Source organism: Nocardia sp. NPDC058519 (genome assembly GCF_042719755.1).
Classification (GTDB): Bacteria; Actinomycetota; Actinomycetes; order Mycobacteriales; family Mycobacteriaceae; genus Nocardia.
The window spans coordinates 47,009-71,497 of record NZ_JBHXNK010000035.1; the positions used below are offsets into that span (position 1 = coordinate 47,009).

The 24,489-nt window shown below is 66.2% G+C and carries 27 protein-coding genes and 1 tRNA gene; 17 read left to right on the forward strand and 11 right to left on the reverse strand.

Going from position 1 to position 24,489, the window contains the following annotated elements; all coding sequences use genetic code 11:
* Positions 1 to 51: 51 nt before the first annotated feature.
* Genes ACFWPK_RS29245 through ACFWPK_RS29255 form a run of 3 tightly spaced genes read left to right on the forward strand, consistent with a single transcriptional unit; the run spans position 52 to position 3,861 of the window.
* Positions 52 to 954 (forward strand): metal-dependent hydrolase, encoded by a 903-nt coding sequence (locus ACFWPK_RS29245; RefSeq protein ID WP_378921182.1) that lies wholly within the window; start codon positions 52 to 54, stop codon positions 952 to 954.
* On the forward strand, positions 951 to 2,045 hold the full coding sequence (locus ACFWPK_RS29250; RefSeq protein ID WP_378921184.1) for a PDR/VanB family oxidoreductase: 1,095 nt from the start codon (positions 951 to 953) through the stop codon (positions 2,043 to 2,045). Before ACFWPK_RS29245 ends, ACFWPK_RS29250 begins: the two co-directional genes overlap by 4 nt.
* A 43-nt stretch (positions 2,046 to 2,088) precedes the next feature.
* The gene (locus ACFWPK_RS29255; RefSeq protein ID WP_378921186.1) at positions 2,089 to 3,861 is read left to right on the forward strand and encodes an SDR family oxidoreductase; all 1,773 of its coding nucleotides are present in this window, start codon (positions 2,089 to 2,091) and stop codon (positions 3,859 to 3,861) included.
* 5 nt (positions 3,862 to 3,866) lie between these two features.
* On the opposite strand, the gene ACFWPK_RS29260 is transcribed toward ACFWPK_RS29255, so the two are convergent.
* Positions 3,867 to 4,370, reverse strand: a complete 504-nt coding sequence (locus tag ACFWPK_RS29260) for a hypothetical protein (protein WP_378921188.1) — start codon at positions 4,368 to 4,370, stop codon at positions 3,867 to 3,869.
* Positions 4,371 to 4,529: 159 nt separating this feature from the next.
* Here ACFWPK_RS29260 and ACFWPK_RS29265 point away from each other — a divergent pair, with 159 nt between their 5' ends.
* Positions 4,530 to 5,534 carry a zinc-binding dehydrogenase gene (locus tag ACFWPK_RS29265; RefSeq protein WP_378921190.1) on the forward strand — a complete coding sequence of 335 codons (1,005 nt, stop codon included), beginning with the start codon at positions 4,530 to 4,532 and terminating at the stop codon, positions 5,532 to 5,534.
* A 386-nt stretch (positions 5,535 to 5,920) separates the two neighbouring features.
* Positions 5,921 to 5,994: transfer RNA gene (locus ACFWPK_RS29270), tRNA-Ile, on the forward strand.
* Positions 5,995 to 6,470: 476 nt separating this feature from the next.
* Here the strand turns inward: ACFWPK_RS29270 and ACFWPK_RS29275 are convergent.
* Positions 6,471 to 7,262 (reverse strand): thioesterase family protein, encoded by a 792-nt coding sequence (locus ACFWPK_RS29275; RefSeq protein WP_378921192.1) that lies wholly within the window; start codon positions 7,260 to 7,262, stop codon positions 6,471 to 6,473.
* 184 nt (positions 7,263 to 7,446) lie between these two features.
* Between ACFWPK_RS29275 and ACFWPK_RS29280 the strand changes: the two genes are divergently transcribed.
* A complete protein-coding gene (locus tag ACFWPK_RS29280) occupies positions 7,447 to 8,088 on the forward strand; it encodes a TetR/AcrR family transcriptional regulator (protein WP_378921194.1) in 642 nt (213 codons plus the stop codon).
* Here the strand turns inward: ACFWPK_RS29280 and ACFWPK_RS29285 are convergent.
* The gene (locus tag ACFWPK_RS29285) at positions 8,060 to 8,515 is read right to left on the reverse strand and encodes a winged helix-turn-helix transcriptional regulator (protein WP_378921196.1); all 456 of its coding nucleotides are present in this window, start codon (positions 8,513 to 8,515) and stop codon (positions 8,060 to 8,062) included. The genes ACFWPK_RS29280 and ACFWPK_RS29285 overlap by 29 nt on opposite strands.
* 129 nt (positions 8,516 to 8,644) lie before the next feature.
* Between ACFWPK_RS29285 and ACFWPK_RS29290 the strand changes: the two genes are divergently transcribed.
* On the forward strand, positions 8,645 to 9,535 hold the full coding sequence (locus ACFWPK_RS29290) for an aldo/keto reductase family oxidoreductase (RefSeq protein ID WP_378921198.1): 891 nt from the start codon (positions 8,645 to 8,647) through the stop codon (positions 9,533 to 9,535).
* 55 nt (positions 9,536 to 9,590) lie between these two features.
* Here ACFWPK_RS29290 and ACFWPK_RS29295 read toward each other — a convergent pair whose 3' ends face one another.
* On the reverse strand, positions 9,591 to 10,163 hold the full coding sequence (locus ACFWPK_RS29295) for a TetR/AcrR family transcriptional regulator (protein WP_378921200.1): 573 nt from the start codon (positions 10,161 to 10,163) through the stop codon (positions 9,591 to 9,593).
* 126 nt (positions 10,164 to 10,289) lie between these two features.
* Here ACFWPK_RS29295 and ACFWPK_RS29300 point away from each other — a divergent pair, with 126 nt between their 5' ends.
* On the forward strand, positions 10,290 to 11,309 hold the full coding sequence (locus ACFWPK_RS29300) for an aldo/keto reductase (RefSeq protein WP_378921202.1): 1,020 nt from the start codon (positions 10,290 to 10,292) through the stop codon (positions 11,307 to 11,309).
* Between the two features lie 50 nt (positions 11,310 to 11,359).
* Here the strand turns inward: ACFWPK_RS29300 and ACFWPK_RS29305 are convergent, their stop codons facing one another.
* From ACFWPK_RS29305 to ACFWPK_RS29315, 3 genes are read right to left on the reverse strand one after another with little or no spacing between them, the layout of a single operon-like run.
* The gene (locus tag ACFWPK_RS29305; protein ID WP_378921204.1) at positions 11,360 to 12,127 is read right to left on the reverse strand and encodes an ATP-grasp domain-containing protein; all 768 of its coding nucleotides are present in this window, start codon (positions 12,125 to 12,127) and stop codon (positions 11,360 to 11,362) included.
* A gap of 33 nt (positions 12,128 to 12,160) precedes the next feature.
* On the reverse strand, positions 12,161 to 12,628 hold the full coding sequence (locus ACFWPK_RS29310) for an NUDIX hydrolase (RefSeq protein WP_378921206.1): 468 nt from the start codon (positions 12,626 to 12,628) through the stop codon (positions 12,161 to 12,163).
* Positions 12,629 to 12,631: 3 nt separating this feature from the next.
* Entirely contained in the window at positions 12,632 to 13,375 is a 744-nt protein-coding gene (locus ACFWPK_RS29315) for a hypothetical protein (protein WP_378921208.1), read from the reverse strand.
* A gap of 255 nt (positions 13,376 to 13,630) precedes the next feature.
* Between ACFWPK_RS29315 and ACFWPK_RS29320 the strand changes: the two genes are divergently transcribed.
* The gene (locus tag ACFWPK_RS29320) at positions 13,631 to 13,819 is read left to right on the forward strand and encodes a hypothetical protein (protein WP_378921210.1); all 189 of its coding nucleotides are present in this window, start codon (positions 13,631 to 13,633) and stop codon (positions 13,817 to 13,819) included.
* Positions 13,820 to 13,945: 126 nt separating this feature from the next.
* Here the strand turns inward: ACFWPK_RS29320 and ACFWPK_RS29325 are convergent, their stop codons facing one another.
* Entirely contained in the window at positions 13,946 to 14,422 is a 477-nt protein-coding gene (locus tag ACFWPK_RS29325) for a nitroreductase family deazaflavin-dependent oxidoreductase (RefSeq protein ID WP_378921212.1), read from the reverse strand.
* A 302-nt stretch (positions 14,423 to 14,724) separates the two neighbouring features.
* On the opposite strand from ACFWPK_RS29325, the gene ACFWPK_RS29330 reads away from it, so the two are divergent.
* The 5 genes from ACFWPK_RS29330 to ACFWPK_RS29350 are packed head-to-tail and all read left to right on the forward strand — an operon-like array spanning position 14,725 to position 19,501.
* Positions 14,725 to 15,651 carry an ABC transporter ATP-binding protein gene (locus tag ACFWPK_RS29330; protein ID WP_378921214.1) on the forward strand — a complete coding sequence of 309 codons (927 nt, stop codon included), beginning with the start codon at positions 14,725 to 14,727 and terminating at the stop codon, positions 15,649 to 15,651.
* Positions 15,648 to 16,460 (forward strand): ABC transporter permease, encoded by an 813-nt coding sequence (locus ACFWPK_RS29335; RefSeq protein ID WP_378921216.1) that lies wholly within the window; start codon positions 15,648 to 15,650, stop codon positions 16,458 to 16,460. Before ACFWPK_RS29330 ends, ACFWPK_RS29335 begins: the two co-directional genes overlap by 4 nt.
* A complete protein-coding gene (locus ACFWPK_RS29340) occupies positions 16,400 to 17,599 on the forward strand; it encodes a sensor histidine kinase (RefSeq protein WP_378921219.1) in 1,200 nt (399 codons plus the stop codon). Before ACFWPK_RS29335 ends, ACFWPK_RS29340 begins: the two co-directional genes overlap by 61 nt.
* Positions 17,596 to 18,216 (forward strand): response regulator, encoded by a 621-nt coding sequence (locus ACFWPK_RS29345; RefSeq protein ID WP_378921221.1) that lies wholly within the window; start codon positions 17,596 to 17,598, stop codon positions 18,214 to 18,216. The genes ACFWPK_RS29340 and ACFWPK_RS29345 overlap by 4 nt, the downstream gene beginning before the upstream one ends.
* A 52-nt stretch (positions 18,217 to 18,268) precedes the next feature.
* On the forward strand, positions 18,269 to 19,501 hold the full coding sequence (locus ACFWPK_RS29350) for a VWA domain-containing protein (RefSeq protein WP_378921223.1): 1,233 nt from the start codon (positions 18,269 to 18,271) through the stop codon (positions 19,499 to 19,501).
* On the opposite strand, the gene ACFWPK_RS29355 is transcribed toward ACFWPK_RS29350, so the two are convergent.
* Complete coding sequence (locus ACFWPK_RS29355; protein WP_378921225.1) at positions 19,494 to 19,865, reverse strand: MerR family transcriptional regulator; 372 nt, start codon at positions 19,863 to 19,865, stop codon at positions 19,494 to 19,496. The genes ACFWPK_RS29350 and ACFWPK_RS29355 overlap by 8 nt on opposite strands.
* A gap of 66 nt (positions 19,866 to 19,931) precedes the next feature.
* Between ACFWPK_RS29355 and ACFWPK_RS29360 the strand changes: the two genes are divergently transcribed.
* Together ACFWPK_RS29360 and ACFWPK_RS29365 are read left to right on the forward strand one after the other, a co-directional pair.
* The gene (locus ACFWPK_RS29360) at positions 19,932 to 21,038 is read left to right on the forward strand and encodes an alkene reductase (protein ID WP_378921227.1); all 1,107 of its coding nucleotides are present in this window, start codon (positions 19,932 to 19,934) and stop codon (positions 21,036 to 21,038) included.
* Between the two features lie 98 nt (positions 21,039 to 21,136).
* Complete coding sequence (locus tag ACFWPK_RS29365) at positions 21,137 to 21,625, forward strand: FBP domain-containing protein (RefSeq protein ID WP_301905613.1); 489 nt, start codon at positions 21,137 to 21,139, stop codon at positions 21,623 to 21,625.
* A 165-nt stretch (positions 21,626 to 21,790) separates the two neighbouring features.
* On the opposite strand, the gene ACFWPK_RS29370 is transcribed toward ACFWPK_RS29365, so the two are convergent.
* Positions 21,791 to 22,063 (reverse strand): hypothetical protein, encoded by a 273-nt coding sequence (locus ACFWPK_RS29370; RefSeq protein ID WP_101469239.1) that lies wholly within the window; start codon positions 22,061 to 22,063, stop codon positions 21,791 to 21,793.
* A gap of 201 nt (positions 22,064 to 22,264) precedes the next feature.
* On the opposite strand from ACFWPK_RS29370, the gene ACFWPK_RS29375 reads away from it, so the two are divergent.
* Complete coding sequence (locus ACFWPK_RS29375) at positions 22,265 to 22,555, forward strand: hypothetical protein (RefSeq protein WP_378921229.1); 291 nt, start codon at positions 22,265 to 22,267, stop codon at positions 22,553 to 22,555.
* On the opposite strand, the gene ACFWPK_RS29380 is transcribed toward ACFWPK_RS29375, so the two are convergent.
* On the reverse strand, positions 22,552 to 24,366 hold the full coding sequence (locus tag ACFWPK_RS29380; protein WP_378921231.1) for a TerD family protein: 1,815 nt from the start codon (positions 24,364 to 24,366) through the stop codon (positions 22,552 to 22,554). The two genes, ACFWPK_RS29375 and ACFWPK_RS29380, sit on opposite strands and share 4 nt — an antisense overlap.
* Positions 24,367 to 24,489 lie beyond the last annotated feature (123 nt).

The window sequence follows — 24,489 nt, forward strand, 5'->3', positions numbered from 1 at the left end:
CGTTGCGGCCTGGTGCACGGAGGATCGTGCTCGGTTGATCGAGGAGTACCGATGAAGTTATTTCCTTGGGGAAGAGAAAGTTCGGACGTAGATCCGGGCGTGGTGGCATTGCAGGCGCGCAATGTCGACTTCGACTGGTCGGGCGTAGAGCTGCAGTGGATGTCCGATGAGCCGTTCGCCAGTCATCTGATCAGTGCGCTGAACATGCTGCTGCCAGAGGGCGAGCGCATGTTCATCGAGACCTATCGCGAGGCATTGCCCTACGTCAAGGACGAGAAGCTGCGCGAGGACATGCTCGGCTTCATCGGCCAGGAGTCCATGCACGCGCAGACCCACGGCAAGGTGCTCGACGACGTCTTCACCGCGCACGGCGTCGACGCGAGCCCCTACCTGCGGCAGATGGAATACCTGTTCCGCATCTCGCTCGGCGCGCGCGGCGGCGACGATCGCGCAGGCCGGCAGATGCTGGTGGAACGGCTCGCCTTCATCGCCTGCCTCGAACACTTCTTCGCCTGGCTCGGCGACTGGATTCTCAATGCCGACCTGGAGAAGTTCGGCGCCGACCCGCGGATGGTCGATCTGTTCCGCTGGCACGGCGCCGAGGAGGTCGAGCATCGCAATGTCGCCCATGACGTGGCGGAATACTTCGGTGTCGGGTACGTGCGCCGCTGCGCGGCGATGACGCTGGTGTTCCCGATCTTCCTGGTCGTGCTGGTGCGTGGGGCGCGGTTCCTCGTGCGGCAGGATCCGCAGCTGCCCGATCACGGCTACCTGCGGGTGCTCGCCGGGGTGTTCGCTGCGATGTGGCGTGGTGCGCTGCCCGGCGTTCCGTCGTTGCTGGCGAGTGCGCTGTCGACCTTCCAGCCCGGGTACAACCCACAATCCGTCGGCTCCACGGCGCAGGCCATCGCCTACCTGGCCGCTTCGCCGGGTGCCCGCGCGGCCGCGTCGTGACCACTCGCGACTTCCCGGCCGACCTCTACGGAAAGCGGCGGCACGACCCGGCGATCAGGATTCTCGACGCCGTCGCGACCGCGCGGCTGCGCTGGACCGCGCTGGTCAACCGCAATGATCTGCGACCGCGCGTCGACGACCGCCGCCTGCCCGTGGTGGTGACCGAACGCCGGATCGAAGCGCACGACCAGGACGTGGTGAGCCTGCGCCTCGAGTCGCCCGACGGCCGGGTCCTGCCGCGCTGGTGGGCCGGCGCGCACCTCGACCTCGAATTGCCGTCGGGCCGGTTGCGGCAGTACTCGCTGTGCGGCGACCCCGCCGACGAGCGCGCCTACCGGGTCGCGGTGCGTCGCATTCCCGGCGGTGGCGGCGGCTCGATCGAGGTGCACGACGCACTACCGGTCGGCAGCCGATTGGTGGTTCGCGGGCCACGCAATGCCTTCCCGTTCGCGGTGCCGGGGCACGGATCACCTTCGCAGCGACTGCATTTCGTCGCCGGTGGCATCGGCATCACGCCGATCCTGCCGATGGCCAGGCTCGCGCACCGACTCGGTGTGCCGTGGACGCTGGTCTACAGCGGGCGCAGCCGCGACACCATCCCGTTCCTGGCCGAGATCGAGAGTTTCGGTGCGAATGTCGTCGTGCGCACCGATGACGAACACGGTCTGCCCGCCGCGGCGGATCTGCTGGGCGGCGTCGGCCCTGGCACCGCCGTCTACGCGTGCGGCCCCACTCCGATGACCACGGCGATCGTCGCCGCGGTGCGCGAGATGCCCGAAGTGGAACTGCATTTCGAGCGGTTCTCCCCACCGCCGGTCGTCGACGGCACACCGTTCGAGATCGAATTCGCCTCCAGCGGTGCGGTAGTCACCGTCGACGCCGACCGCACCGTGCTCGACACCATTCTCGATTCGCGCCCCGACCAGCCCTATTCGTGCAGGCAGGGCTTCTGCGGCACCTGTGTGGTGCGGGTCAGGTCGGGCGAACCAGACCATCGCGAGACCGTGCTCTCCGATGCCGACCATGCCGAAGGTGCCATGCTCGCGTGTGTATCGCGTTCCCGCGGTGAGCGATTGGTGCTCGACCTGTGAATTTCCTCGGGGACAACTCAGTGGACAGGGAGTCCGACAGATCATGACGAACGACAGCCCGCAGCCCGTGAACCAGCGCACCGTTCGCAACGGCGATTTCGACATCGCCGTGTTCGAATACGGCGACCCGGCCGCCGACACCATCGTGCTCGTGCACGGCTGGCCCGACACTCATCACCTGTGGGACCGGGTGGTTCCGCTGCTCACCGAGCGCTTCCACGTGGTCGCCTACGACACCCGTGGGCACGGTGAATCCACCCGCACCCAGCGCACCGACGACTTCCGCCTCGACGAACTCGCCCGCGACTTCTACGCCGTGATCGACGTGGTGAGCCCGGACCGCCCCGTGCACGTACTCGCCCACGACTGGGGCTCGGTGCAGGTGTGGGAAGCGGTGTGCGAGCCGCAGGCCACCGAGCGTGTCGCCTCCTTCACCTCGGTTTCCGGCCCCAACCTCGACCACCTGTCCAGCTGGGTGCGCGACCGGCTCTCCCGCCCGACCCTGCGCAATGTGTGGCAGCCGATGACCCAGCTCGCCTCCTCGGCCTACACCTTCTTCTTCATGACCCCCGGGCTGCCGCGTGCCACGTTCAACGCCATCGGCACCGAAAAGGTCTGGCAGCGCGCGGTTTCCATCATGAACGACACCCCGGCCGCCAATGTGAAGCTCGGCCCGACGTTCCGCCGCGACATGGTCGACGGGCTGCTCATCTATCGCGCCAACATCGTGGCGCGCATGCTCTCGCCGCGTGAGCGTCGCACCGAGGTGCCGGTGCAGTTGATCGTCGCGGGCCGCGATGTCGCCGTGCGGCCCGCCGGGTACGACGATTCGGCCAAGTGGACCGACCGGCTGTGGCGTCGCGACGTCCCCGCCGGGCACTGGATGCCGTTCTCCCACCCGGAACTCCTCGCCACCGCGACCACCGAGCTGATCGACGCGCTCGACGGGGCCGCGGTATCGCGTGGGCTCGCCAGGGCCGAAGTAGGTACCGCGCAGCGGGAATTCGAGAACAAGCTGGTGGTCGTCACCGGTGCGGGCAGTGGCATCGGCCGGGAGACCGCGCTGGCATTCGCGCGGCTCGGTGCCGAAGTGGTGGTCTCCGATGTCAACGAGCTCGCCGCCAAGGCCACCGCGGAGCTCGTGGCCTCGGAAGGTGGTGTGGCGCACTCCTATCCGCTGGATGTGTCGAACGAGGACGCGGTGCGCGCGCATGCCGACACGGTGATCGCCGCGCACGGCGTGCCCGATGTACTGGTCAACAATGCCGGTGTCGGTCAGGCAGGCGGGTTCCTCGACACGCCGTCGGAGGAGTTCGACCGCGTCCTGCGGATCAACCTCGGCGGTGTCGTCAACGGCTGCCGGGCATTTGGTGCGGCGATGGCCGATCGTGGGCTCGGCGGGCACATCGTGAACCTGTCCAGCATGGCCGCCTACAGTCCGCAGCGCGATATGGCGGCCTATGCCACCAGCAAGTCGGCGGTGTTCATGTTCTCCGACTGCCTGCGTGCCGAACTGGCCGAGCGCGGCGTCTCGGTGTCGACCGTGTGTCCGGGCATCGTGCACACGAATATCGTTGCCACCACCCGTATCTCGGGTGTCTCCGCGCAGGAAGAGGCAGCCGCGCAGCAGAAGTTCGACAAGCTGTACGAGCGCCGCGGCTACACCCCCGACCGGGTGGCGGCGCAGATCGTGAAGGCCGTGCGGACCGGGCGTGAGATCGTGCCGGTGACGCCGGAATCGTGGGTGCAGTACCGGTTCAACCGGATCGCACCCGGCGCGGTGCGGTTCGCCGCCCGCCGGATGAAGCTGGTCTGAGTCGGCTACGCCCGGCGCAGTTGCTCCGTCACGGCGGCAACGTGCCGGGCGTCCACGCCCCACGGGTCCTCGACGCCGACCTTCCGGTCCAGGTCCCACAGCACGCACTCTTCGTCCGGTTGCGCCACCAGCGACCAGGCGACCACGGTGCGGCCCAGTTGTTCGGCCATGGTGCTGTGATTCTGTGTACTCTCCCCGACGCCCTCGGGGAAATGGTGCAGAAACCGTCCGTAAGCCTGCTCACAGAAGTTCGCGTAGAGCTGGGTGCACAGGATGAAGCCGTGCCACGCCTCGTCGACCGCGTGCGAGGGCATACCGATCACCTGGTCGTCGCGAATGGCGGCACCGCAGCACCGCAACCATTGGCGCAGACCGGTTTCCACGAGATCGCGAGGTTGCCAGGGTGAGGTCTTGAAGATCGCTTCGGGGAAACGCAGGGCGGCGACGGTGCGGTCGACGGTGGAGAGGTCGACTTGCCGTCTGCCGGGCCGGAGGAAAGAGAACGCCACAATTCACTGTAAGGCCACCGGCGATGGGGGTGGGTGGGAGCAGTAGCAGCCGCGGGGGTGGCTCGTGATCGCGTGATCTACGTCCCAGTGCACTTGACCTGAACTCGACTCGAGGTTTCATCCTTGACTTTGTTCGGTCAACGCCACGAAGGAGTCGCCATGCGTGCAGTGCAGGTCAAGGAATTCGGTGGGCCAGAAGTCATGGAGGTGCTGGAATTCCCCACACCACAACCGGATTCGGTCGAAGTGGTCGTCGACGTCGAGGTCGCCGACGTGATGTTCCTCGACACCCGGCTGCGTAGTGGGTGGGGTCAGGACTACTTCCCGCTGAGCCTGCCCTACGTCCCCGGTGGCGCGATCGGCGGTGTGGTCAGCGCGGTCGGTGCCGAGGTCGATCCGAGCTGGCTCGGCAAGCGCGTCGTCACCCAGACCGCGGCCAGCGGCATCGGCGGGGGCCTGCCCATCGGCGGCTATGCCGAGAAATCCCTTGCCAAGGCCGCCACGTTGACCGAGATCCCCGACGGATTGACCACCGAGCAGGCCGTCGGCCTCGCCCACGACGGCCGCACCGCCCTGGCGATCTTCGACAGGGCTGCGGTACAACCGAATTCGTGGGTGCTGAACACCGCTGCCGCGGGTGGCCTCGGCACGCTGCTCATCCAGCTGTCGATCGCAGCGGGCGCGCACGTTGTCGCCGCGGCGCGCGGGTCGGAAAAGCTCGCGCTCGCAACACGATTGGGTGCTACCGCGGTGGTCGACTACTCCGCCGAGGGCTGGGCGGAGCAAGTTCGCGAGATCACGGGTGGGGGAGTGGCCATCGTCTTCGACGGAGCGGGTGGCCGGCTCGGCGGTGCGGCGTTGACCGCCGCCGCCGACAACGGACTCTTCCTCGGATATGGTGCTGCCGCAGGAGAATTCGCGGACGGAGACACCGATGCCGCAGTAGCACGCGCTGTCACGGTGCTCGGCCTGTTCGACGTCGTCGGCGACGATGTCGACTGGGTCGGCATCACTTCCCGCGCTCAGGCGGCGGTAGTCGAAGGTTCGCTGGAAGTGGTGATCGGGCAAACCTTCCCGATCGACCAGGTGCGGCAGGCTCATGCCGCTATCGAAAGCCGCTCCGCCCTCGGTCGTACCTTATTGACGGTCGGCGCGTCATTGTAACTTATTGTGCGCCGCAACGGAATACACGTTAAGTTATGTTCCGTGCAGGGACTGATTATCGTCGCAGTGATCGCTGCGGTTCTGTTGTTGGTAATAGGAGTGATCAAGTTGGCCAGCAACCCAGGGGGCAGCATCGAACGTCGCGAACGCGAGGTTCGAGCACGGGGAGGCCAGCGAGCGAACAGCTCGTAACCCCTACCCCCGGGTGTAGCACCACAACGGCGATCGGGCACCGCGTCTTCCTCGGAAGCTGCGACCCCGATCGCCGTTCCTGTACCCAGCCACCCCACATCACCCAGCCGACGCGACACGACCACCGCGCCAAGTGGTCAACCCCGCACTCGGCCGGGTACCATGCGACTCGCCCGCGGAGACCCCCGCGGCGAGGGGCGGTAGCTCAGTCGGTTAGAGCCGCGGACTCATAATCCGCTGGTCGTGGGTTCGAGCCCCACCCGCCCCACTTACCCCCTCTGAACTGCCGTTTGTCTGTATTTGCCGGGCGTGGTTCAACAGCTTTTCGGTGTAGGTGGACAGTCGGTCGGCGGCCTCGGGGGCGAAGGGCTCGCCGTGGATATCTACCGGGTTGTCCTGCATGAACGCGGTCAGTGGGGCGGTTGTCGAGGTGGTGGAGAATTCGGTGTAGGGCTGCTGCGACGGGCTGGCCCCGTTCTCGCATGCGGGCGACCAATGCCGCACTGGCGGCGTCGTATTCACCCGTGAAGGCGGTTGATGTCAGGCCCGGGTGCAGGAGAATGTATCGAATTCTGCTGTCGGGGTAGTTTCGGGTGAAAGCGACTGCCAGTAGGTCGCTCAGTTTGCCGCACTGGCCCATGACCTCGTCGGGATCGTAGGAATCTTCGAATTGCAGGTCGTTCCAGCGGATTCGGGACAGGTCACCGCCAGGGCCGGACAGATCGAGGATCGCTGGCGGTGCGGTTATTGCTGTGGGCGAACGGTCAGTATTTGCTGGGCTACTCCCACCGGGCCATGGGTGTCGTGCAGGACCGTGCTGGTCAATCCTTGCCCCGCCTGGCCGAACGTCACGGTGGTATCGAGGCCGGTCCAGGTGCCTTCGGGTTGCCGGTAGAGGTGGATGGTCAGGTCCAGGTTGGGGAACATCCACTTGGTGGGTTCCTGCCTTACCGCGATCCCGTTGGCGGTATCGACCAGCGCGATGAACGTCGCGAGCGGATCGGCCGATTCCGCGGCGACCAAGCCCACCGATGAGTGCACCCACGCGGTGGTCCGTCCGGGCTGGGGCACGCCGACGGGGCGGGTATCCACCGAGGCGATGTACCCGCCGGGCCATATCGAGGTCAGCGGCCACGACGGCAGCGACTCGGGTGCCGGGAGTCGGTCAGGCTCCCCGCCCGCGACACTGTCACTGTCCTGGCTGCTCAGCATCCAGGCACGCGCGGAGACGACGTCGCGACCGGCGATGGCGACTGTCGCCTCGACCAGTTCGATGGTGCGCCCGGGGCGGATCGTGCGGACAGTGATCTCGAATTCATCGAACGCGATCCTGCCCAGGATGTCGAAGCTGATACGGCTCATCACCAGCGGGGGACGTTGTTCGTGTGTTCGCGTGCGCTGGATCTCGTGGACGATCAGGCCGCCAAGAGGGCTGAAGTGCTGCTCGGCGGTGTCCCAGGCGCCGCTGGCGTGAACTGTCGGCACGAAGCGGTGGGCGCCGACTCGCTGAAAGTAGGCGGACGCGGGAACAGTCATATCCTTCACGGTTCCCAACCTATCGGTCGAGTTTTGATCGATCAAGTCGAATTGCCGTCCAAGCGGTTGGTGGAAGGCGAGCTCTTCCGTGGTCGAAGGCTGCAGTGGGTCGACCAATCGACCTCTCGGTCTATCTGCGCGAAACGCGGTAGGCCCTTCGACGTCACCTCGATAGGATCGGGTGATGACTTCGAGCACGGACGAGAGCGTCGCGCCTGCCGGGCGCGCGGAGCGGCGGCGCGATCGACGCAAAGCGGAGATGATCGTCGCCGCGTTGCAGATCCTGTCCGGCGTCGGTTACCAGGGGATGCGGTTCGAGGACGTCGCCGAGCGCTCCGATATCGCGAAAGCCACTCTCTACCACTATTTTCCGAGCAAGGACGCGCTGGTCTCGGCCGCATTGGAGAAACTGACCGCCGACGTGCTCACGCACCTGGGCGAGGCCCTCGACAGTGCCTCGGCACTGTCCGCGACCGAGCAGCTACGCGCGCTCATCGCCGAGCAGTTGCGTGTCCTGACGGTGCTGTATCCCGAAGTGGGCAAGCTGTTCTCGTTCCCCGCACCGTGGCCCGAGCAGCACAGCGAATCCATCAAGACCATGCGTCGGCGCCACGATCGGATCTTCCGGGAGGTCATCGACGGCGGTATTACGTCGGGCGAGTTCGATTGCCCGGATCCGTCGGTCGCGCTGCACTGCCTGCACGGCATCTTGAACCACGCCTCGATCTGGCTACGCCCGGACGCCGACCCCGAGGGTCGAACCCGCGACGCCGTCGTCGAGGAATCACTGCGGCTGTTCACTCGGCCACAGGCAATCGCGACCTGACCAGAGTGTCGTGGTTTTCGCGGTTGGCGAGCACCTCGGTCATGTGCGTCTGGGCCCAGGTCCTGAGGCCGCGCGTCATGTGGTGGAGCGAGAGACCGAGATCGGTCAACTCGTAGGTGACGGTGACCGGGACGGTCGGCGTCACGGTGCGAGTGAGTAAGCCGTCACGTTCCAGCGATCGCAGTGTTTGGGTCAGCATCTTTTGGCTGACCCCGACCAGGAGACGAGAAATCTCGGAGTAGCGCATCGCCTCGGGCGAGCCTGCTGTACCGGGAACGGGCGAGCCGTCGCCGCCGAGCGCGCAGAGGATCAGGACGACCCACTTGTCGGAAATTCGGTCGAGTAGTTGGCGGCTGGGGCATACCGCCAGGAACGCGTTGTACTCCACCTTTGCCTGCGCCTTCTTCTGAGCCGCCGTCGTAGTCACGGATCGTGCCTTCCTTCTGGTGGGTTACGCACTCTAGAGTGCCTACTTCCTCACGGGAAGTCACTCTCCGATACTGGTCCACGGGGGGTGGAAAGCGCCACCCTCCAGCGACCTACGAAGGGCACCACGTTGAGCACAACTTCGACTCTTCTTCCCGGAGGAACCTGGACCCTCGGCGACCTGACGGTCACCCGGTTCGGCTACGGTGCCATGCAGCTCGCTGGCCCGTGGGTCATGGGCCCGCCGGCCGATCACGACGGCGCGCTGGCCGTGCTGCGTACGGCGGTCGAGCTGGGGATCACCCACATCGACACCAGCGACGCCTACGGGCCGCGGATAACCAACGAGCTGATCCGAGAGGCGCTTCACCCCTATCCCGGGTCACTGCGCATAGTGACCAAGGTGGGCGCGAACCGTGACGCACAGGGTGGCTGGCCGGTAGCCCGGCGACCCGAAGACCTGCGCAAGCAGGTCCACGAGAACCTTCAGGCGCTCGGGGTCGAGGTGCTCGACCTGGTCAACATGCGGATGGGCGACGCCGAAGGGCCGCAGCCGGGTTCGCTCGCCGAGGCGTTCGAGACTCTCGTCGAGCTCCAGCAGGACGGTCTGATCCGCCACCTCGGGGTCAGCAACATCACCACCGAGCAGGTCGCCGAAGCGCAGAGCATCGCCCCGATCGTGTGTGTGCAGAACATGTACAACCTCGCCCACCGCCACGACGATGAGCTCATCGACCGGCTCGCAACCGAGGGCATCGCGTACGTGCCGTTCTTCCCGCTCGGCGGGTTCAGTCCGCTGCAGTCCTCGGCGCTCTCGGCAGTCGCCCGCCGCCTGGGGGCGACGTCGATGTCGGTCGCGCTTGCCTGGCTGCTGCGGCGTTCGCCGAACATTCTGCTCATCCCCGGCACATCGAAGGTGCCTCACCTGCGTGCGAACGTCGCAGGCGCCGGCCTGTCTCTCACAAATGAGGACTTGGCAGAGCTGGACGACATCACCCGCCCGGCCGACCCCCAGCTGTGACAGTGGACCGCAAGTCGCGAAGAGCGCGGACGGTCCAGGGCTCGTTTCGTTGCGTCTACTTCGCGCTCAGCCCCGCGATGAGCAGGGCGACCATGCGGCGCGCGTTGTAGCGGGGAGTGTTGCCGCCGACGCAGAGGTTGCCGACGGCGCGGAGGAGTTCGTAGGGGTCGGTGCCGGGGTGGATTTCGCCTGCGGTGGTGGCGGCGGTGAGCAGGGCGGCGCAGGTGGGGACCAGGCGGTCGAGGAAGTAGGTGTGCAGGGTTTCGAAGGTGGTGGCGTCGGACTGAAGTGCTTCTGCCAGGCCGTGTTTGGTGGTGAGGAAGTCGGCGAAGAGGGTTATCCATTCGCCGAGTGCGGCGTGGGGGGAGCTGTGGGTGGACAGGAGGGCGGGGCCCGCTTCGGCGCACGCTTCGACCTGGTGGCGGTAGACGGCGACGATGAGGTCGGCTCGGGTGGGGAAGTGGCGGTAGATGGTGCCTACACCGACGCCTGCCTGGGTGGCGATCTCGCGGACGGGGACATCGACGCCCGAGGCGATGAAGGCGGCCGCGGCCGCGTCGAGTAGCGCTTGCTGATTGCGCCGGGCGTCGGCGCGTTTGCGCGGTGCCTCGGCCGGGTTGTCGACCACGGTCGCGAAACCTCCCTCTTGGCAAACGGAACAGTGTTCCGTATGTTGATTAGCGGAACATCGTTCCGCTTGGTTGAGGATGCCAGAATCGGCGAGCCGAACCAAGCTCATCTGGGAGGAACCGCCATGCAGTACCGCACTCTGGGTCGTACCGGCGTTCAGGTCAGCACGCTCGTGCTCGGCGCGATGAACTTCGGCAAGCTGGGAAAGTCCACGCAGGACGAGGTCACCGCCATGATCGACGTCGCCATCGACGGCGGCATCAACCTCATCGATACCGCCGACATGTACGGCCAGGGCGAATCCGAGGAACTGGTCGGTAAGGCCATCGCGGGCCGCCGCGACGACATCGTGCTGGCCACGAAGGCGAGCATGCCGATGGGCGAGGAGCGCAACCATCGCGGCGGTTCGCGCCGCTGGCTGACCACCGCGCTCGACAACAGCCTGCGCCGACTCGGCGTCGACCACGTCGACCTCTACCAGATCCACCGCTGGGACCCCGAAACCAGCGACGAGGAAACCCTCTCGGCACTGACCGATCTGCAGCGCGCGGGCAAGATCGGCTACTTCGGATCCTCGACGTTCCCCGCCTACCGCATCGTGCAGGCGCAGTGGGCCGCCAAAGAACACCACCTGAGCCGCTACGTCGCCGAACAGCCCAACTACTCGATCCTGCAGCGCGGCATCGAAACCCACGTACTCCCGGTCACCGAGGAATACGGCCTCGGCGTACTCGCATGGAGCCCACTCGCCTCGGGCTGGCTCTCGGGCGCGATCCGCGCCGACCGCGAAATAACCACCAGCCGTTCAACATTCATGCCCGACCGCTACGACACCACCATCCCGGCCAACCACGCCAAGATGACCGCCGTCGAACAACTCGCCAAGGTGGCCGACCAGGCGGGCCTGACCCTGATCCAACTAGCCCTGGGTTTCGTCACCGCCCACCCCGCCGTCACCAGCGCCATCATCGGCCCCCGCACCATGAACCACCTGCAATCCCAACTCGCCGCCGCCGACACCGTCCTGCCACCCGACGTCCTCGACGCCATCGATACGATCGTCGCCCCCGGCACCGACCTCGCCCCCCACGAAAAGCACGACACCCCACCATCTCTGCTCAACGCATCCCTGCGCCGTCGATGAGCTGACGTCAGAAGTTCACGAGTCTTCTCGGCCGGGTGATTCGCTCTACCTCAGTCCGTCGGCCGTGCCGCGGACGTGAGCAGATCACTCCATCGGTTCATCAGCAGTTCGGTGTACTGGTCCGCGGCGATGTCGTAGGCGCCGAGGGCGTAGCCGTCGTTGGCCTCGACGAGTGCTGTTTCGCCGTTGGCCAGTACGCCGAAATCGATGCCGTAGGCGGTGGGCGCTGTGTCAGAACGGCAGTAGGTAGTCACCGCTGACTCGACTGTTTCCATGTTCAGCGGCACGGAGTTGTCACCGTCGCAGTGGTCGACGGCGACGATCCGCTGGTCGATGACGTAGACGCGGTATTCGGAAATCCAGGTGACGACCTCCGAGCACCAGACGCGCTGGCGTCGACTGGCATTTCCCCAAGTGGCGAAATCGCGTTCCGAGTAGCAGACGGCTCCGGTGAAGCTCTTTCGCCGGTCTGCGGGCTTGACGAAAACTGGTGTGGCGGAGCCACTATCCATCGCACACTCGATCTCGCCCAGTGTCGAGGCCCAAACGTTCCGTCGGAGGAAGCCGCGAAGCGCTTCGGGATAGTCGTCGGGTTGCGGTATCGGAATACGTAATTGGCGCATCGCGCCGTGCATCGCATCCATGTCCCCGGCGATGAAAACGTCTGGTCCCAGAGCCAACTGCCTGCGTTGAATACGTTTCAGGCTGTAGTGACGGACGGGGATGTCGAGTCTTCCGAAGCCCTCGGTGAGTAGCTTCTCTTCGTACCGCATCGGGCCTGATCCGGCGTACTGTAGGTAGGCCACGGCGTAACTCATGCCTTGATCATGCGCGTCGGCATCGTTACGGCCTCATCGAACGGCAGGGAAGCGGCCAGTGCGCCAATCGGAGAGCCGAAGGCGGATCGCGTTGATCATCGGAAGGTCGTCGGTTTCTTCCGGCATGAACCATTCGACCTCGTGTGACTCGTCCGATGATCGAAGGTCGCCGCCGGTCGGCTTGCCCAGTAGGCAGATCGAAAACTCCTGCCGTACTTCGCCATCGTCGTAGGCAAATACATGGCCCGGGTTGGTGTACGTGCCGACGATGCCGGTGATTTCGATGTCTATCCCGGTCTCTTCGAAGGTCTCGCGCACACCGCACTCAGCGAGCGATTCGCCGAGTTCCATCTTTCCGCCGGGCAATGCCCACATGCCGTTGTCGACGCGGCGCTGCAGTAGCACTCGGCCACGGTCGTCTACGACCACCACTGATGCAGCCGGCACCAGCGAGTTCGGCGTGGGTGCGTTGGGGTCGTTCTGGTAGTCGATTCTGCCCATGAATCAACCCTCCCAGATGTTCCGGCCGCGGGACCACAGTTCTTCGACGTGCTCGATGAACCGATCGAACATGCCGTCCGGCTGTTCGCGTCGTAGGTGCAGCATCGGGGAATCGTGTCCGACACGACGCGCGAGGATGGGGGTTACCAGCATGTCGTTGTCGAACCTGAACACCGAGATGCTCACGTGTCCGGTCTCGAAACGCGCTTCCATGTTGTCGGTTCCGCGGATTCGCTCCAGCTCACCCACTGTCACGGCGATCCGCGACGACAGAGTGAGTGGCACCGACTCTTCTACTTCCCGGTCACGGGTTACGCGATGTTCCGGGTCGCCGATCAGGAAGCGGACGCGACAGCCTGCAGAAGCCTTGCGCTGCAACAACCGGCCGAAGTTGGCGTGTTCGAGCCAGAGGAAGTAGTTCGTGTACCCGGCGAATGTGAGCTCCGTCCGTGCATTGCTTATGAGCGAGCGCCAGAGTGATGCGGGCGCCGCGGACCGATACGGGTACACCTGAACGATCTCTCGATCCGACCCGGATTTGACCTGTAATCGGACCGACGAAGGCCACAGGTCGCTCTCGCTGGACCCGAGCAGTTCGCACACGCGCCAACGATGCTTGGCGTGGGGAACGCGCGCCGCGTTCGCCACCCACCGGGCAACCGTCTTCGCATCGACATCGCACGCATCGGCCAACTGTTGCTCGGTAAGCTTCGCCGCCGTCATTGCTTGGCGCAGACCATGGTTCATGCTCTCCACCTCGCGTGTGGGACGAATGGATGGATACAGCCTAATCGTCCCACACGTCCCGACGATGCGGTGTGAACGGCCCTACCGGTGATCGATCCTTAGTTCGGAGCGGGGGAGCGCCTTCGCACCGCACACGGGCCGCCCGGTCGGCAAGCCGATTGGGTGGAGCCCGTCCATACATCGGGAGGGAATCGTGTCGAACCCCAGCAGTGGATGGGTCTGCGAGGTACAGATGGTGGCATTGGGGCGTGGAGCGTGAGCAAGGCGGTACGTAAACAGCTCGAGGCATTGAACGAACGGGCCGCGAAGCGATCCATGGGAATCCGTCGATCGGACGAGCCGCCTTATGGCTGGCAGCTCGCGAATCCGTTCCGGGTGGTCTGCATCGGGTCGCTCGACAACATCGCGGACTGGCTCACGGCGGCGGAGGGAACCGATCGGTGATGCTCGTCGGTTGGCTCTTGGCTTTCGCGGTGCCGCTCTCGGTTTTGGTAGCTGCGATTGTCTGGCCTGGCGACTAGGTGAACCGATCGGCCCCTGGTCGGCGTCCACGGGAATGCTGCGGTGAGATTACCTGCGTGGCGTGAGGATCACGATCGGGATTCTGCGGTTGCCTGCGTTGCGTTGGTAGAAGTCGTAGCTCGGGAAGAGCTCGATGAACTTCGGCCACAGTAGGTTTCGTTCCGCATCGGTTGCTACGCGGGCTCGGACGGGGTGTGGGTGGGCGCCGATGTGGATCGTGGTGTCCGGGTTGGCTTTCAGGTTGTGGAACCAGGCTGGGTGGGTTGGCTGACCGGCTTTGGACGCGGCTAAGGCGATGACATCGCCGTCGGCGTGGTACATCAAGGGTGATGTTCGGTGGGTGCCGGTCTTGGCGCCGACGTGGTCGAGGAGCAGGATTCGGGCATCGGGCCAGCCGGGCATGCGCCCACCCAGTCGGCCGCCGGTCCGGCGGTACAGGGCCACATGAAGTTTCGTCGATCGGCGGCCCAGGTAGATCCCGCGCTTGTTCACGAATTGGGAGCCCGATTCAACCAGTCGTGCCACCAACGACCTCTTGGTGTTATGTCCCTCGTTCGGATCACTCACTGCCCCTCCAATGTTCGATCTACTACGACCGATAGTAGACAACATCTCGGTCGATGGAGGGTGAATCGCCGAGCGAGCAATTCGCGGTCAAGGGTAGAGGCGGTGGTTGTAGGCGGTCTGGCTTGTCGCCTACGGCATCGCACTCCTGCGCACATCCCAGGACCGATGACTTATGTCATGTGCGACCCATGCGAATCCCATCGGCGATCGGTGACTGCGCTTACTACTGGTGACGCCGGAAGTCGACCACCGTAGAAGGCATGAGAAACACAGACGTCATCACCGCACGCGGGCTGCGCCGAACGTACGGCCGCGGCGACGACGCATTCGAAGCCGTCAAAGGCGTCGACCTCGAGGTGCACGAGGGGGAGGTGTTCGCGCTGCTCGGGACGAACGGCGCGGGCAAGACTTCGACGCTCGACATGCTGGAAGGGCTCATCGCCCCCTCGGCGGGCGAGGTCGAGGTCTTCGGACTCGACCCGCTCCGGCACCGCGACCAGGTCCGCCCGAGGGTCGGCATCATGTTGCAGTCCGGTGGGTTGCCCGCCGAGCTGACCGTCGCCGAGACGCTGGAGATGTGGCGCGGGACGTGCACCGATCCGACCACCGCCGACGCAGTGCTGGCACAGGTCGGCCTGACCGATCGCGCGGGCGTGCGGGTCGGCGCGCTGTCGGGTGGTGAGCAGCGCCGCGTCGATCTGGCGTGCGCCCTGCTCGGACAACCGCGCTTGCTGTTCCTGGATGAGCCGACCACCGGCCTCGACCCGGAAAGCCGGCGTGGGACCTGGCAATTGCTCGCCGACCTCAAGGCGTCGGGGGTGACGATGGTTCTCACCACACATTATCTGGACGAGGCCGAAGCACTCGCCGATCAGATCGCGATCATGCACAAGGGCGCGATCGCCCGCAGGGGCACGCTGCGCGACATCGTCGAGGACCACCCGGCGCGCATCGCCTTCGACCACCCCGGCCTGCCGGTGCCGCAGTTCCGCGGCGCCCGCGTCGACGCGCAAGCGCGAGTCACCATCAGCACCAGCGATTTACAGGGCCACTTGTTCGAGCTGCTCGGCTGGGCACGCGAAGCGGGCGTGCGGTTGACCGGGCTCGAGGCGCGTGCCGCGTCGCTGGAATCGGTCTTTCTCGATATCGCCGAGGCAACCACTCCCACCTTGATCGGAGCACGATGACCACCACCCTGCCCGCCAACGGATTTCGCCGTCGACCACTCACCGCGCTCGCCAGGGCCGAGTGGCTGCAGTTCCGGCGCAACAAGACTCTCGTCTACATGGCCACGGTCTTCCCGATCGGAATCCCGTTGGCCACCTTCCTCATTGCCCGCAAGGACGCCGAGCCGACAACGGCGATGGCGGCGGTGGCCTTCGAATTGCTCGCGCTGATGGCCCTGCTGTTCGTCCAGTACTACTCGGTGCTCTCGATGGTGACCACGCGCCGCAGCGAAGGTGTGCTGAAACGGCTGCGCACAGGCGAGGCCGCCGACTGGCAGATCCAGCTCGCCCCGGCCATACCCGGCGCCATCATGACGTTCGCGTGCACCGCTGTTGTCACCGCGGTGGTCTACGGCACCGGCACACCCGCCCCCGTCAACCCCTTAGCGATCGCCGTAGCCCTGGTCGGCGGGACGGTGCTGTTCTCGCTGCTCGCCCTGGCGACCAGCGCGTACACCAAGAACGCCGAGGCCGCGCAGATCACCTCGCTGCCGGTGATGATCATCGCGATGCTGGGCATGGCCTCCATCCGTAATGTGCTGCCCGACCGGCTGGCGCAGGTGGCCGACTGGACTCCGTTCGCCGCCGTCTCCGATCTCATCTCACTCGGCACAGCGGGCAAGCTGTCGGCGGCCGCCGAATCCGACGCCGCGCTCAGCTTCGCGGACACCGTCATCGAATCCGGCCGTCCGTTTGCGACACTGGCGCTATGGACCGTTCTCGCGCTCGTGCTGACCCGCAAGAGCTTCCGCTGGGACGACCGCGGGTGATGCGCGCGACCGCCTGGTGGCATGAGCTGTCGGGGTCGGCCAAGTACCGGCTCTACTCGCGGCTCACGTTCCAGGCGGCCATCGCCGGTCTGGCCGTCGCGTTGGCGATCTCCGCGGGCTCGGTGGTGGCGGTGCTCATGATCGCAGTGGGCGGCATCGCGGCGATGGCCGCCGTGGAGGCGCAACCCGCTTTCGCGACCGTCCCCGGTGTTGTGGCACGACCGCGGATGCTGCCCCTTGCCACCGCGGTCCTGGCCGCGCTCTGGGCGGTCAGCGGAGTCGTTGCCCACCTCGCGACCGACGAGTCGATTGTCGTCGGCGCACGCGTTGTCGGTGTGTCCGCGGCGTTGCTGACGATCTTCTCCGTCGTCGCGTTCGCCCGGCACAAGTGGTGGATTCTGATCGGCCTCAGCGTGATCACCCCGCCGGTGCTGGGAGCGCCGCTGGTGGCCGGATTGGAGGGGACCGCGTCGCTGCTGCTCGCAGGGGCATTCGCGATCGTGTTGACGCTGCTCACCGTGTGGGCGCTGGGAATCATCGACGAGTTGGAGCGGACCAAAGGGGTCGAGGCGCAGCTGCAGGTCGCCGAGGAACGGCTACGTTTCTCTCGGGACCTGCACGATGTCGTCGGCCGTGGGTTCTCCGCCATCGCTGTGAAAAGCGAACTGGCGGTGGCACTGTCACGAGCGGGCGACGTCGACCGGGCGACCGCGGAGATGGAAGAGATCAGAACGCTGGCGGTCGAATCGATGGGACAGATGCGCACCCTGGTGCGCGGCTACCGCAATATCGACCTGCGCGGGGAGGTGGCCGGGGCACGGTCACTGCTGTCGGCGGCGGGATGCGAACTCGTCATCGAGGGAGACGCGGCCAAGGTGCCCACGGCATTCCACGAAGTCGCGGCCTGGGTGGTCCGTGAAGGCACCACCAATATCGTCGAACACTCGGCAGCGACCACCGCGACTCTCACACTCGGCGGGTCGGGTATGTCGCTGCGCAACGATCGTCCGCAGGGCTCGATCGGTGAACGATCCGGGCTGCGTGGGCTCGGCGAACGCCTCGCCGCGGTCGGCGCGACCCTCGACATCGCCACCTCCGGCGACGAGTTCATCCTCGAAATCCATTGGGAGAATCAGTGATTCCCGTACTCCTCGCCGACGACGAGACCCTCATCCGCGCCGCCATGGCGACGATGCTCGGCTTGGAGCCCGATCTCGAGGTCGTCGCCCACGTCGGCTCCGGTGCCGAACTGCTCGCCGCGTGGCGGCGCAGGGCCGAGGAGAGTGAGCCTGTCGCGGTCGCCGTCATCGATCTGCAGATGCCGGGTATCGACGGCATCGACACAGCGGTCGAGCTGCTCCGAATCACCCCTGGCGCAGGCACTTTGATCGTCACCAGCCATGGCAGGCCCGGCTATCTCAAGCGCGCTCTCGCCGCGGGCGTGCGGGGGTTCTTGCCCAAGACGACCTCGGCGGCGACGCTGGCCGAGGTGATCCGGTCGGTGCACAACGGTGGTCGATACGTGGATCCCGAACTCGCGGCCGAAGCCATCAGCGCGGGGGACACCGTGCTCACCGCCCGCGAGGCCGACGTGCTCGAATTCGCCGCCGACGGTGCCTCCGTGGAGGACATCGCCAAACGCGCACACCTCTCACCGGGCACCACCCGCAACTACCTGTCCTCGGCGATGACCAAGCTCGGCGTGTCCAATCGCTACGAAGCCGCACTCAAAGCGCGAGAGAAGGGCTGGATCTAGCCCCGTATTCGCCTAGGGTGTGGGGCATTACGGTGTGATGAGAGGGACGGCGATGGCTGCTGCGCTGGTCAAAGGGCAGAACGCGAGCTTGGATTCGGCGGAGGTGGTGCTGTCGGTCCGGGGCGGGGTCGCGGCCGACCTCTCGGCACTGCTGGTGACCGAGGCGGGCAAAGTTCGCTCGGACGCGGACTTCGTCTTCTTCAATCAGCCACAGGCGCCGGGTGTCCGGTTGAACGGTGGGACGCTGGAGGTCTCGCCGGGCTCGGTGCCTGCGGAGATCGCGCAGATTCGCGCGGTGATCACCGTTGCCGCAGAGGGAGATACGTTCGGGAGCGCCGCGTCTCCGGTCGCGGCGGTAGCTGATCGTGCGGGGACTGTGTTGCACGAGTACGTGATCGACGGGCTCGGTCGTGAGTCGGTGGTGATCGCGCTCGAGCTGTATCGCCGGGGCGAACAGTGGAAGGTCCGGGCTGTCGGGCAGGGATACGCGGGCGGGTTCGCCGACCTGGTCACCGATCACGGGGTGAGCGTGGACGACGAGCCTGATGTTATCGCGGTGCCCGAGGTTCGGAGCGTGCCAGGGGAGGCGGCGCTGTCTTTCGAGAAGCGGCAGAAGCTGGACATGCGCAAGCGTGAAGTCGCGAAGGTGCTCATCGACAAGAGCGCCTTCGGCGTCAGGGCGCGGGTGGTGCTGGTAATCGACAAGACCGGCAGCATGCAGAAGATGTACAACGGCGGGACCGTGCATCGGGTCGTCGAGCGGATGATCCCGGTTGCCACCCAGCTCGATGACGATGGCACCCTCGAGGCATACCTCTACGCGCTGACCTACGCGAAGCTGCCCGATATCACTGTGGCGGGCGGAGAGCAGTGGGCGCAGACCTACCTTCATCTCAAGGGCACCCACCAGGGCATCGACTACGACGGGATCGGCGGCCGCAACGACGAGCTGCCCATCATGCGCGCGGTCATCGATACCCTCACCGCTGAGCCGACGCTGGTGCTGTTCTTCACCGACGGCGGCTTCGCGAAGAAGCGTGAGATCGCCGCCCTGATGCGCGAGGCCGCCCACCTGCCCGCCTTCTGGCAGTTCATCGGCCTCGGCAGAGCCAACTTCGGCGTGCTGCGCACCCTCGACGAACTCGACGGTCGCGTTGTCGACAACGCGGGCTTCTTCGCTGTCGAGGATATCGACCAGATCGATGACGCCGAGCTCTACCGCCTTTTGCTCGGCGAATTCCCGGACTGGCTGGGTGCCGCCCGCGCCGCGGGAATCATCAGCTGACTCCCAGTCCGTCGGCCGCCCGGTCGATCACCTCGTCGAGGACACCGCGCGATCGCAGCAGGTCGGCGATCGTGCGGTCGATCCGGTCGCGTTCGGTGCGCAGCTCGTCGACCAGTTCCGGGGTGGCGCGCTCGTTCGCCCGGCCGTCCGCATCCCGCATGCACGGCAGAATCAGCGCGATCTTCTTGCTCGACAGCCCGGCCGCGTACAGCTCCTGAATGTGGATGACGCGGTCGACGGCCAGGTCGGGGTAGTCGCGGTGCCCGCCCGGCGTGCGACCGGACACCAGCAAGCCCTGCTCTTCGTAGTAGCGCAGCGACCGCTCGCTCACCCCGGTCCGCTTCGCCAGCTCTCCGATTCGCATGCGCCACCTGGCCTTTCCCGCTCCGACTTGAATCTCACATCGGTGTCAGGATTTACGGTACCTCCCATGACGAACACCGCAGCACAGCCCAGCATTTTCGACCCGGCCACCCTCGGCACCCTCGACCTGCCGAACCGTCTGGTGATGGCGCCGATGTCGCGCAACCGCGCCGACGCGGACGGCAGCCCGACCGAACTCATGGCCACCTACTACGCCCAGCGCGCCACCGCGGGGCTGATCATCGCCGAGGCCGCCAGCCCGAATCGCGTCGGCACGACCTTCGCGGGCATCCCCGGCATCTACACCGACGCGCAGATCGCCGGCTGGCGCGGCGTCACCGACGCCGTGCATGCCGCGTCGGGCCGCACCTTCCTGCAACTGCAGCACGGCGGCCGGGTCGGTCATCCCGACAACGGTGGTGCGGTGCCGCTGGCTCCTTCGCCGGTCCGCCTGTCGAGCACGGTCCATACCGCCGCGGGCTCGCGGGACGCGGTCGTGCCACGTGAGATGACCGTCGAGGACATCGATTCCACCGTGGCCGACTTCGCGACCGCCGCCCGCAAGGCGATCGAGGCCGGATTCGACGGGGTCGAAGTGCACAGCGCCAATGGGATGCTGCTGCACCAGTTCCTCTCCGACAACACCAACCAGCGCACTGACGGCTACGGCGGATCGATCGCGCATCGCATCCGGTTCACCATGGAAGTGGTCGACGCGGTTGTCGCCGAGATCGGCGCGGAGCGGGTGGGTGTGCGTATCGCGCCAGGTGTCGGCGCCAACGACATCGTCGAAAGCGACACGGCCGCACTGTATCCCGCGCTGGTGCGCGAGCTGAATGCCCGCGGCCTCGCCTACCTGCATGTCGTGTTCGCCGATCCGCGGTCGCAGGTCTTCCAGCGCATCCGTGGAGACTGGGCCGGCAAACTGATCGCCAACCCCGTGCTCGGCTGGGGTGACCCGCTGCCCGCCGACGGGGGCAAGGCGGCGGCCGACGCGCTCCTGGCGGCCGGGGCCGACCTGATCGCACTGGGCCGCTCGTTTCTGGCCAATCCGGATCTGGTGGCCCGGCTGCGCGACGACGCCCCGATCAACGCGTTCGATGACGCCTATTTCTACGGCGGCGACGCCACCGGCTACACCGACTATCCCGTACTCGAATCGGCGACGAGGTAGGCGCGGAGCCACCGGAGGCCGGAAATCGGGTTGTCACCGCAGGTAGTGGTCGTTAGCGTGTCTACCGTTTGCTGTTCGCAGACTGAAAGGATCAACACATGGAACCCATTACCGAACGCGACATCAGGTCGTCGTTCGTCAACTGTTCGAAAGGTGACGCCAAGCGGTTGAATGTGCCGCGTGACCTGGGCGAACGGCCCTGGGAGGATCTCGACTTCCTCGGCTGGACCGACCCCTCGTACGCGGGGCGCTGTTATATCTCGGTGCCGCGCGAGGACGGGCTGGTCAGTGTCGCGTTGCGGCACGAGACCGGCGGGTCGGGCAAGACGCAGATGTGCACGATCTGTCTCACCACGCACTCGGGTGGTGGTGTTTCGCTGATGACCGCGAGCAAGACGGGCGAGTCGGGGCGCAAGGGCAACACCGTCGGCAGCTACATGTGCACCGATCTGGCCTGCTCGCTGTATGCGCGCAACAAGAAGCGGCCGTCGATGGGCAGCCGGTATCGCGAGGATCTGACGCCGGAGGAGAAGGCGCAGCGCGTGGTGGAAAACCTGAACGCCTTCGTGGACCGGCTCTACACCTAGCCGACCCGACGCGCTGAACGACAGGAGGTAGATGCTGTGCGCCGACACTCGACAACACTCATGCGGCCCGAGTTCTGTTGATCTCCACAGAACTCGGGCCGACTCGTTCCTGGCCGGTCGAGGTGGCCCGGGTTGATCCCGAGCCGTCCCGAGCGGAGCAGGAACCTAGAGCATCGCGTTCATGATGGTGCCCGCGCTGGTGGCGACGACGCCGCCGATCATCGCGCCCGCGACCATCTTCGGCGACTCCATAGAGCTACCGGTCCACTTCTCCCAGGCGAACTTTCCGCCCGCGACAGTGATGGCGATGATGCCGGACAACAAGATGAACCAAGTCAGGTACCTGACCAGCTGCATGATCTTGTCCGCCAGTGGCGGTGCTTCGGGGGTCGGATTGCCGATCTGCGCCAAGGTATCGGTGACGGCGGCCAGGAGCATGGGGTCTCACTCGGTATCTCGGAGGAACGACGATGAACTCTGCACTGATCGTATCCGGTCAGGTGCGAAGGTGTCGGCGCACGTCCGGAGCGAACCGATCGGTTTTGTTGGTGTGCAGGGGGTTCGCGCCCGTATCCTGGACCACGATCGAATACGGCAGGGCTGGAACGCAGTTCGCGGCACGCGATAGGGGAGCAGGCTATGAGCATCATTCTGACGTCGATGGCCGACACCATCACCACGTACGCGCAGATCGGCAATCCGACGCCGGAAGCGCCTCCGCTGTCGGACAAGATCATGAAAATGGTTCAGTACTTGACCTGGTTCATGATCCTGTCGGGTGTGCTCGCCATCACCGTCGCCGGCGGAAAGTTCGCCTGGGAGAAGTGGAACGGTAGCGCGATGGAGTCGCCGAAGATGATCGCGGGCGCCATGATCGGCGGCGTCGTCGCCACCAGTGGCGGCACCATCATGAACGCGATCCTCGGCTAGATCCGCGCGCCCTTGGCGCGATTGCAGGCCCGGCACAGGATCTGCAGGTTCGTCGCGCTCGTCGCACCACCGCGGCTGAGCGGGATGATGTGGTCGAACTCCAGGTAGTGGCCGTCGCCGCATTCGACGCACGCGCCGCCGTCGCGCTGCCACACCTGGGCTTTCACATCCTGGGGGATGCTGCGGCTGTCGCGCTGTCCCGGTGTCAGGACCAGGCGTTTCGACACGCGCAGCGCACCTTCCAGTGCGGCCGCCACATAGTCGGGGTCGGTGACACCGAAGGTCGCGCCGCCGCGTGCCGAGGTTGCCGCGAGCACGACGGTGCCGTGCTCGGGATGCACCGACACCACCCGGTTCCACGGCAGTTCGATGCCGGTGCCGTCGCCGACGAACCGCAGCTTCTTGGAGCTGCCGATGAGCCTGCCCTCGGTGTTGCGTGGGCCGCGGGCGAGCATGCGGATGTGGACGGCGGGCAGGTCGAGGTGGACGCGCTCGTCGGGGTCCAGGTGCAGGCCGGGGGTGTTGACGGTGGGCAGTTCGCCGGCGCGCAAGCGGGAGAGGGTGCGGCCGCGATGCATTCGGCGGCGCAGATCGTCGACGATGGCGCCGGACAGTGCCAGTTCGCTCACGACATGTTCGAAGGCGTCCAGTTCGTCGGCGAACACCTCACCGTCGGCGAAGGCGAAGGCGACCATTCGCTCGACCTGGGTCAGGCCCGCCTCGCGCAGTACTGTTCGGCCGCGCTCCTCGTCGATGCGCTGGAAGCGCAGGGCGGCCCACACCTCGGTCCATTCCTCCGACATCGTGCCGGGGCCCGCCAGGACGCGCCTGGCTCGGTTGCGCCAGTGGGTGAGGAACTCCTCGATCTCGTCGGCACAGTTCTTGCACGGTCCGTGGCCGCCGAATAGCTTGCGCCGCAACGGATTGCCGCAGCGGTTGCAGCGGGTTCGGTGATCGTGGATGTGAGGGTGGACGCTGGTGGTCCACTCGTCGCCGTCCCACCAGCGGAGTTGATCGGGCGACTCCGGATCGGGGTGCCAGTCGGCGATCTCCGGGTCGAGAGGCGGCGGGGGTGGGACGTCGATGACGCGGCGGGACAGGGCCGGAGGGCGTGTCGATACCGGGCCAGTATGGGACGGTGCGGTCGGATCGGTGTCGGCGACAGACGTCGAGGTGTCGTGTCGAGACGGCGCACTCGCGAATCGAGCATGCTCGGCGGGGCGTGCGACGTCGGCGGACGCGGCCCGGACCGGTTGCGCGGGCACCCTCGACCTGTCGGCGGGCGCGGTGGCGGGGCGTCCCGTGGCGGGTTCGTCCACGGTGACCCCGAATTCACCGGCCAGGCCGGCCAGCCCACCGGACCAGCCCTGGCCGATCGCACGGAACCGCCACTGGCCGTCGCGGCGGTAGAACTCGCCGAACATCATCGCCTGCACGTCTTCGATGCCGTCGATGGTGAACTGGGCGATCGGGCCGTCGGCGGCGTGCACGGTCAAGGTGAGGTCGGGGAGCTGGTCGAAGGTGGCGTCGTCGAGGGACGCGCTGACGACGATGCGTGCCACATCGGGTTCGGTGCGCGGCAGCGAAATGCTCAGTCGCGCGGTCCCGGGGGCGGGCTCCTGGTCAAGGGTTACCGCCTGGGAGGCGTGGCGGGGCGCGTTGAAGAAGACGAAATCCCGGTCACCGCGGACCAGGCCCGACTCGGTGACCAGCAGGGCGTGCGCGTCTACGGCATGCGCCGACCGCCATGAAACGACCACGGCGAGAAGCGATGTCGGGACCGGCGCGTGCGCACCCTTGCGTAGTTCCATGGTGCTCGCATGATGTCACGAGGGTCCGACAGAGTTATTGGCGCGCTGGCGCGCGCATGTCCGCGGCCCCAAGGGGCCGCCGGTTAGACGCCGTTGCTTGCTCCTTCGTCGCCTACGCAACGG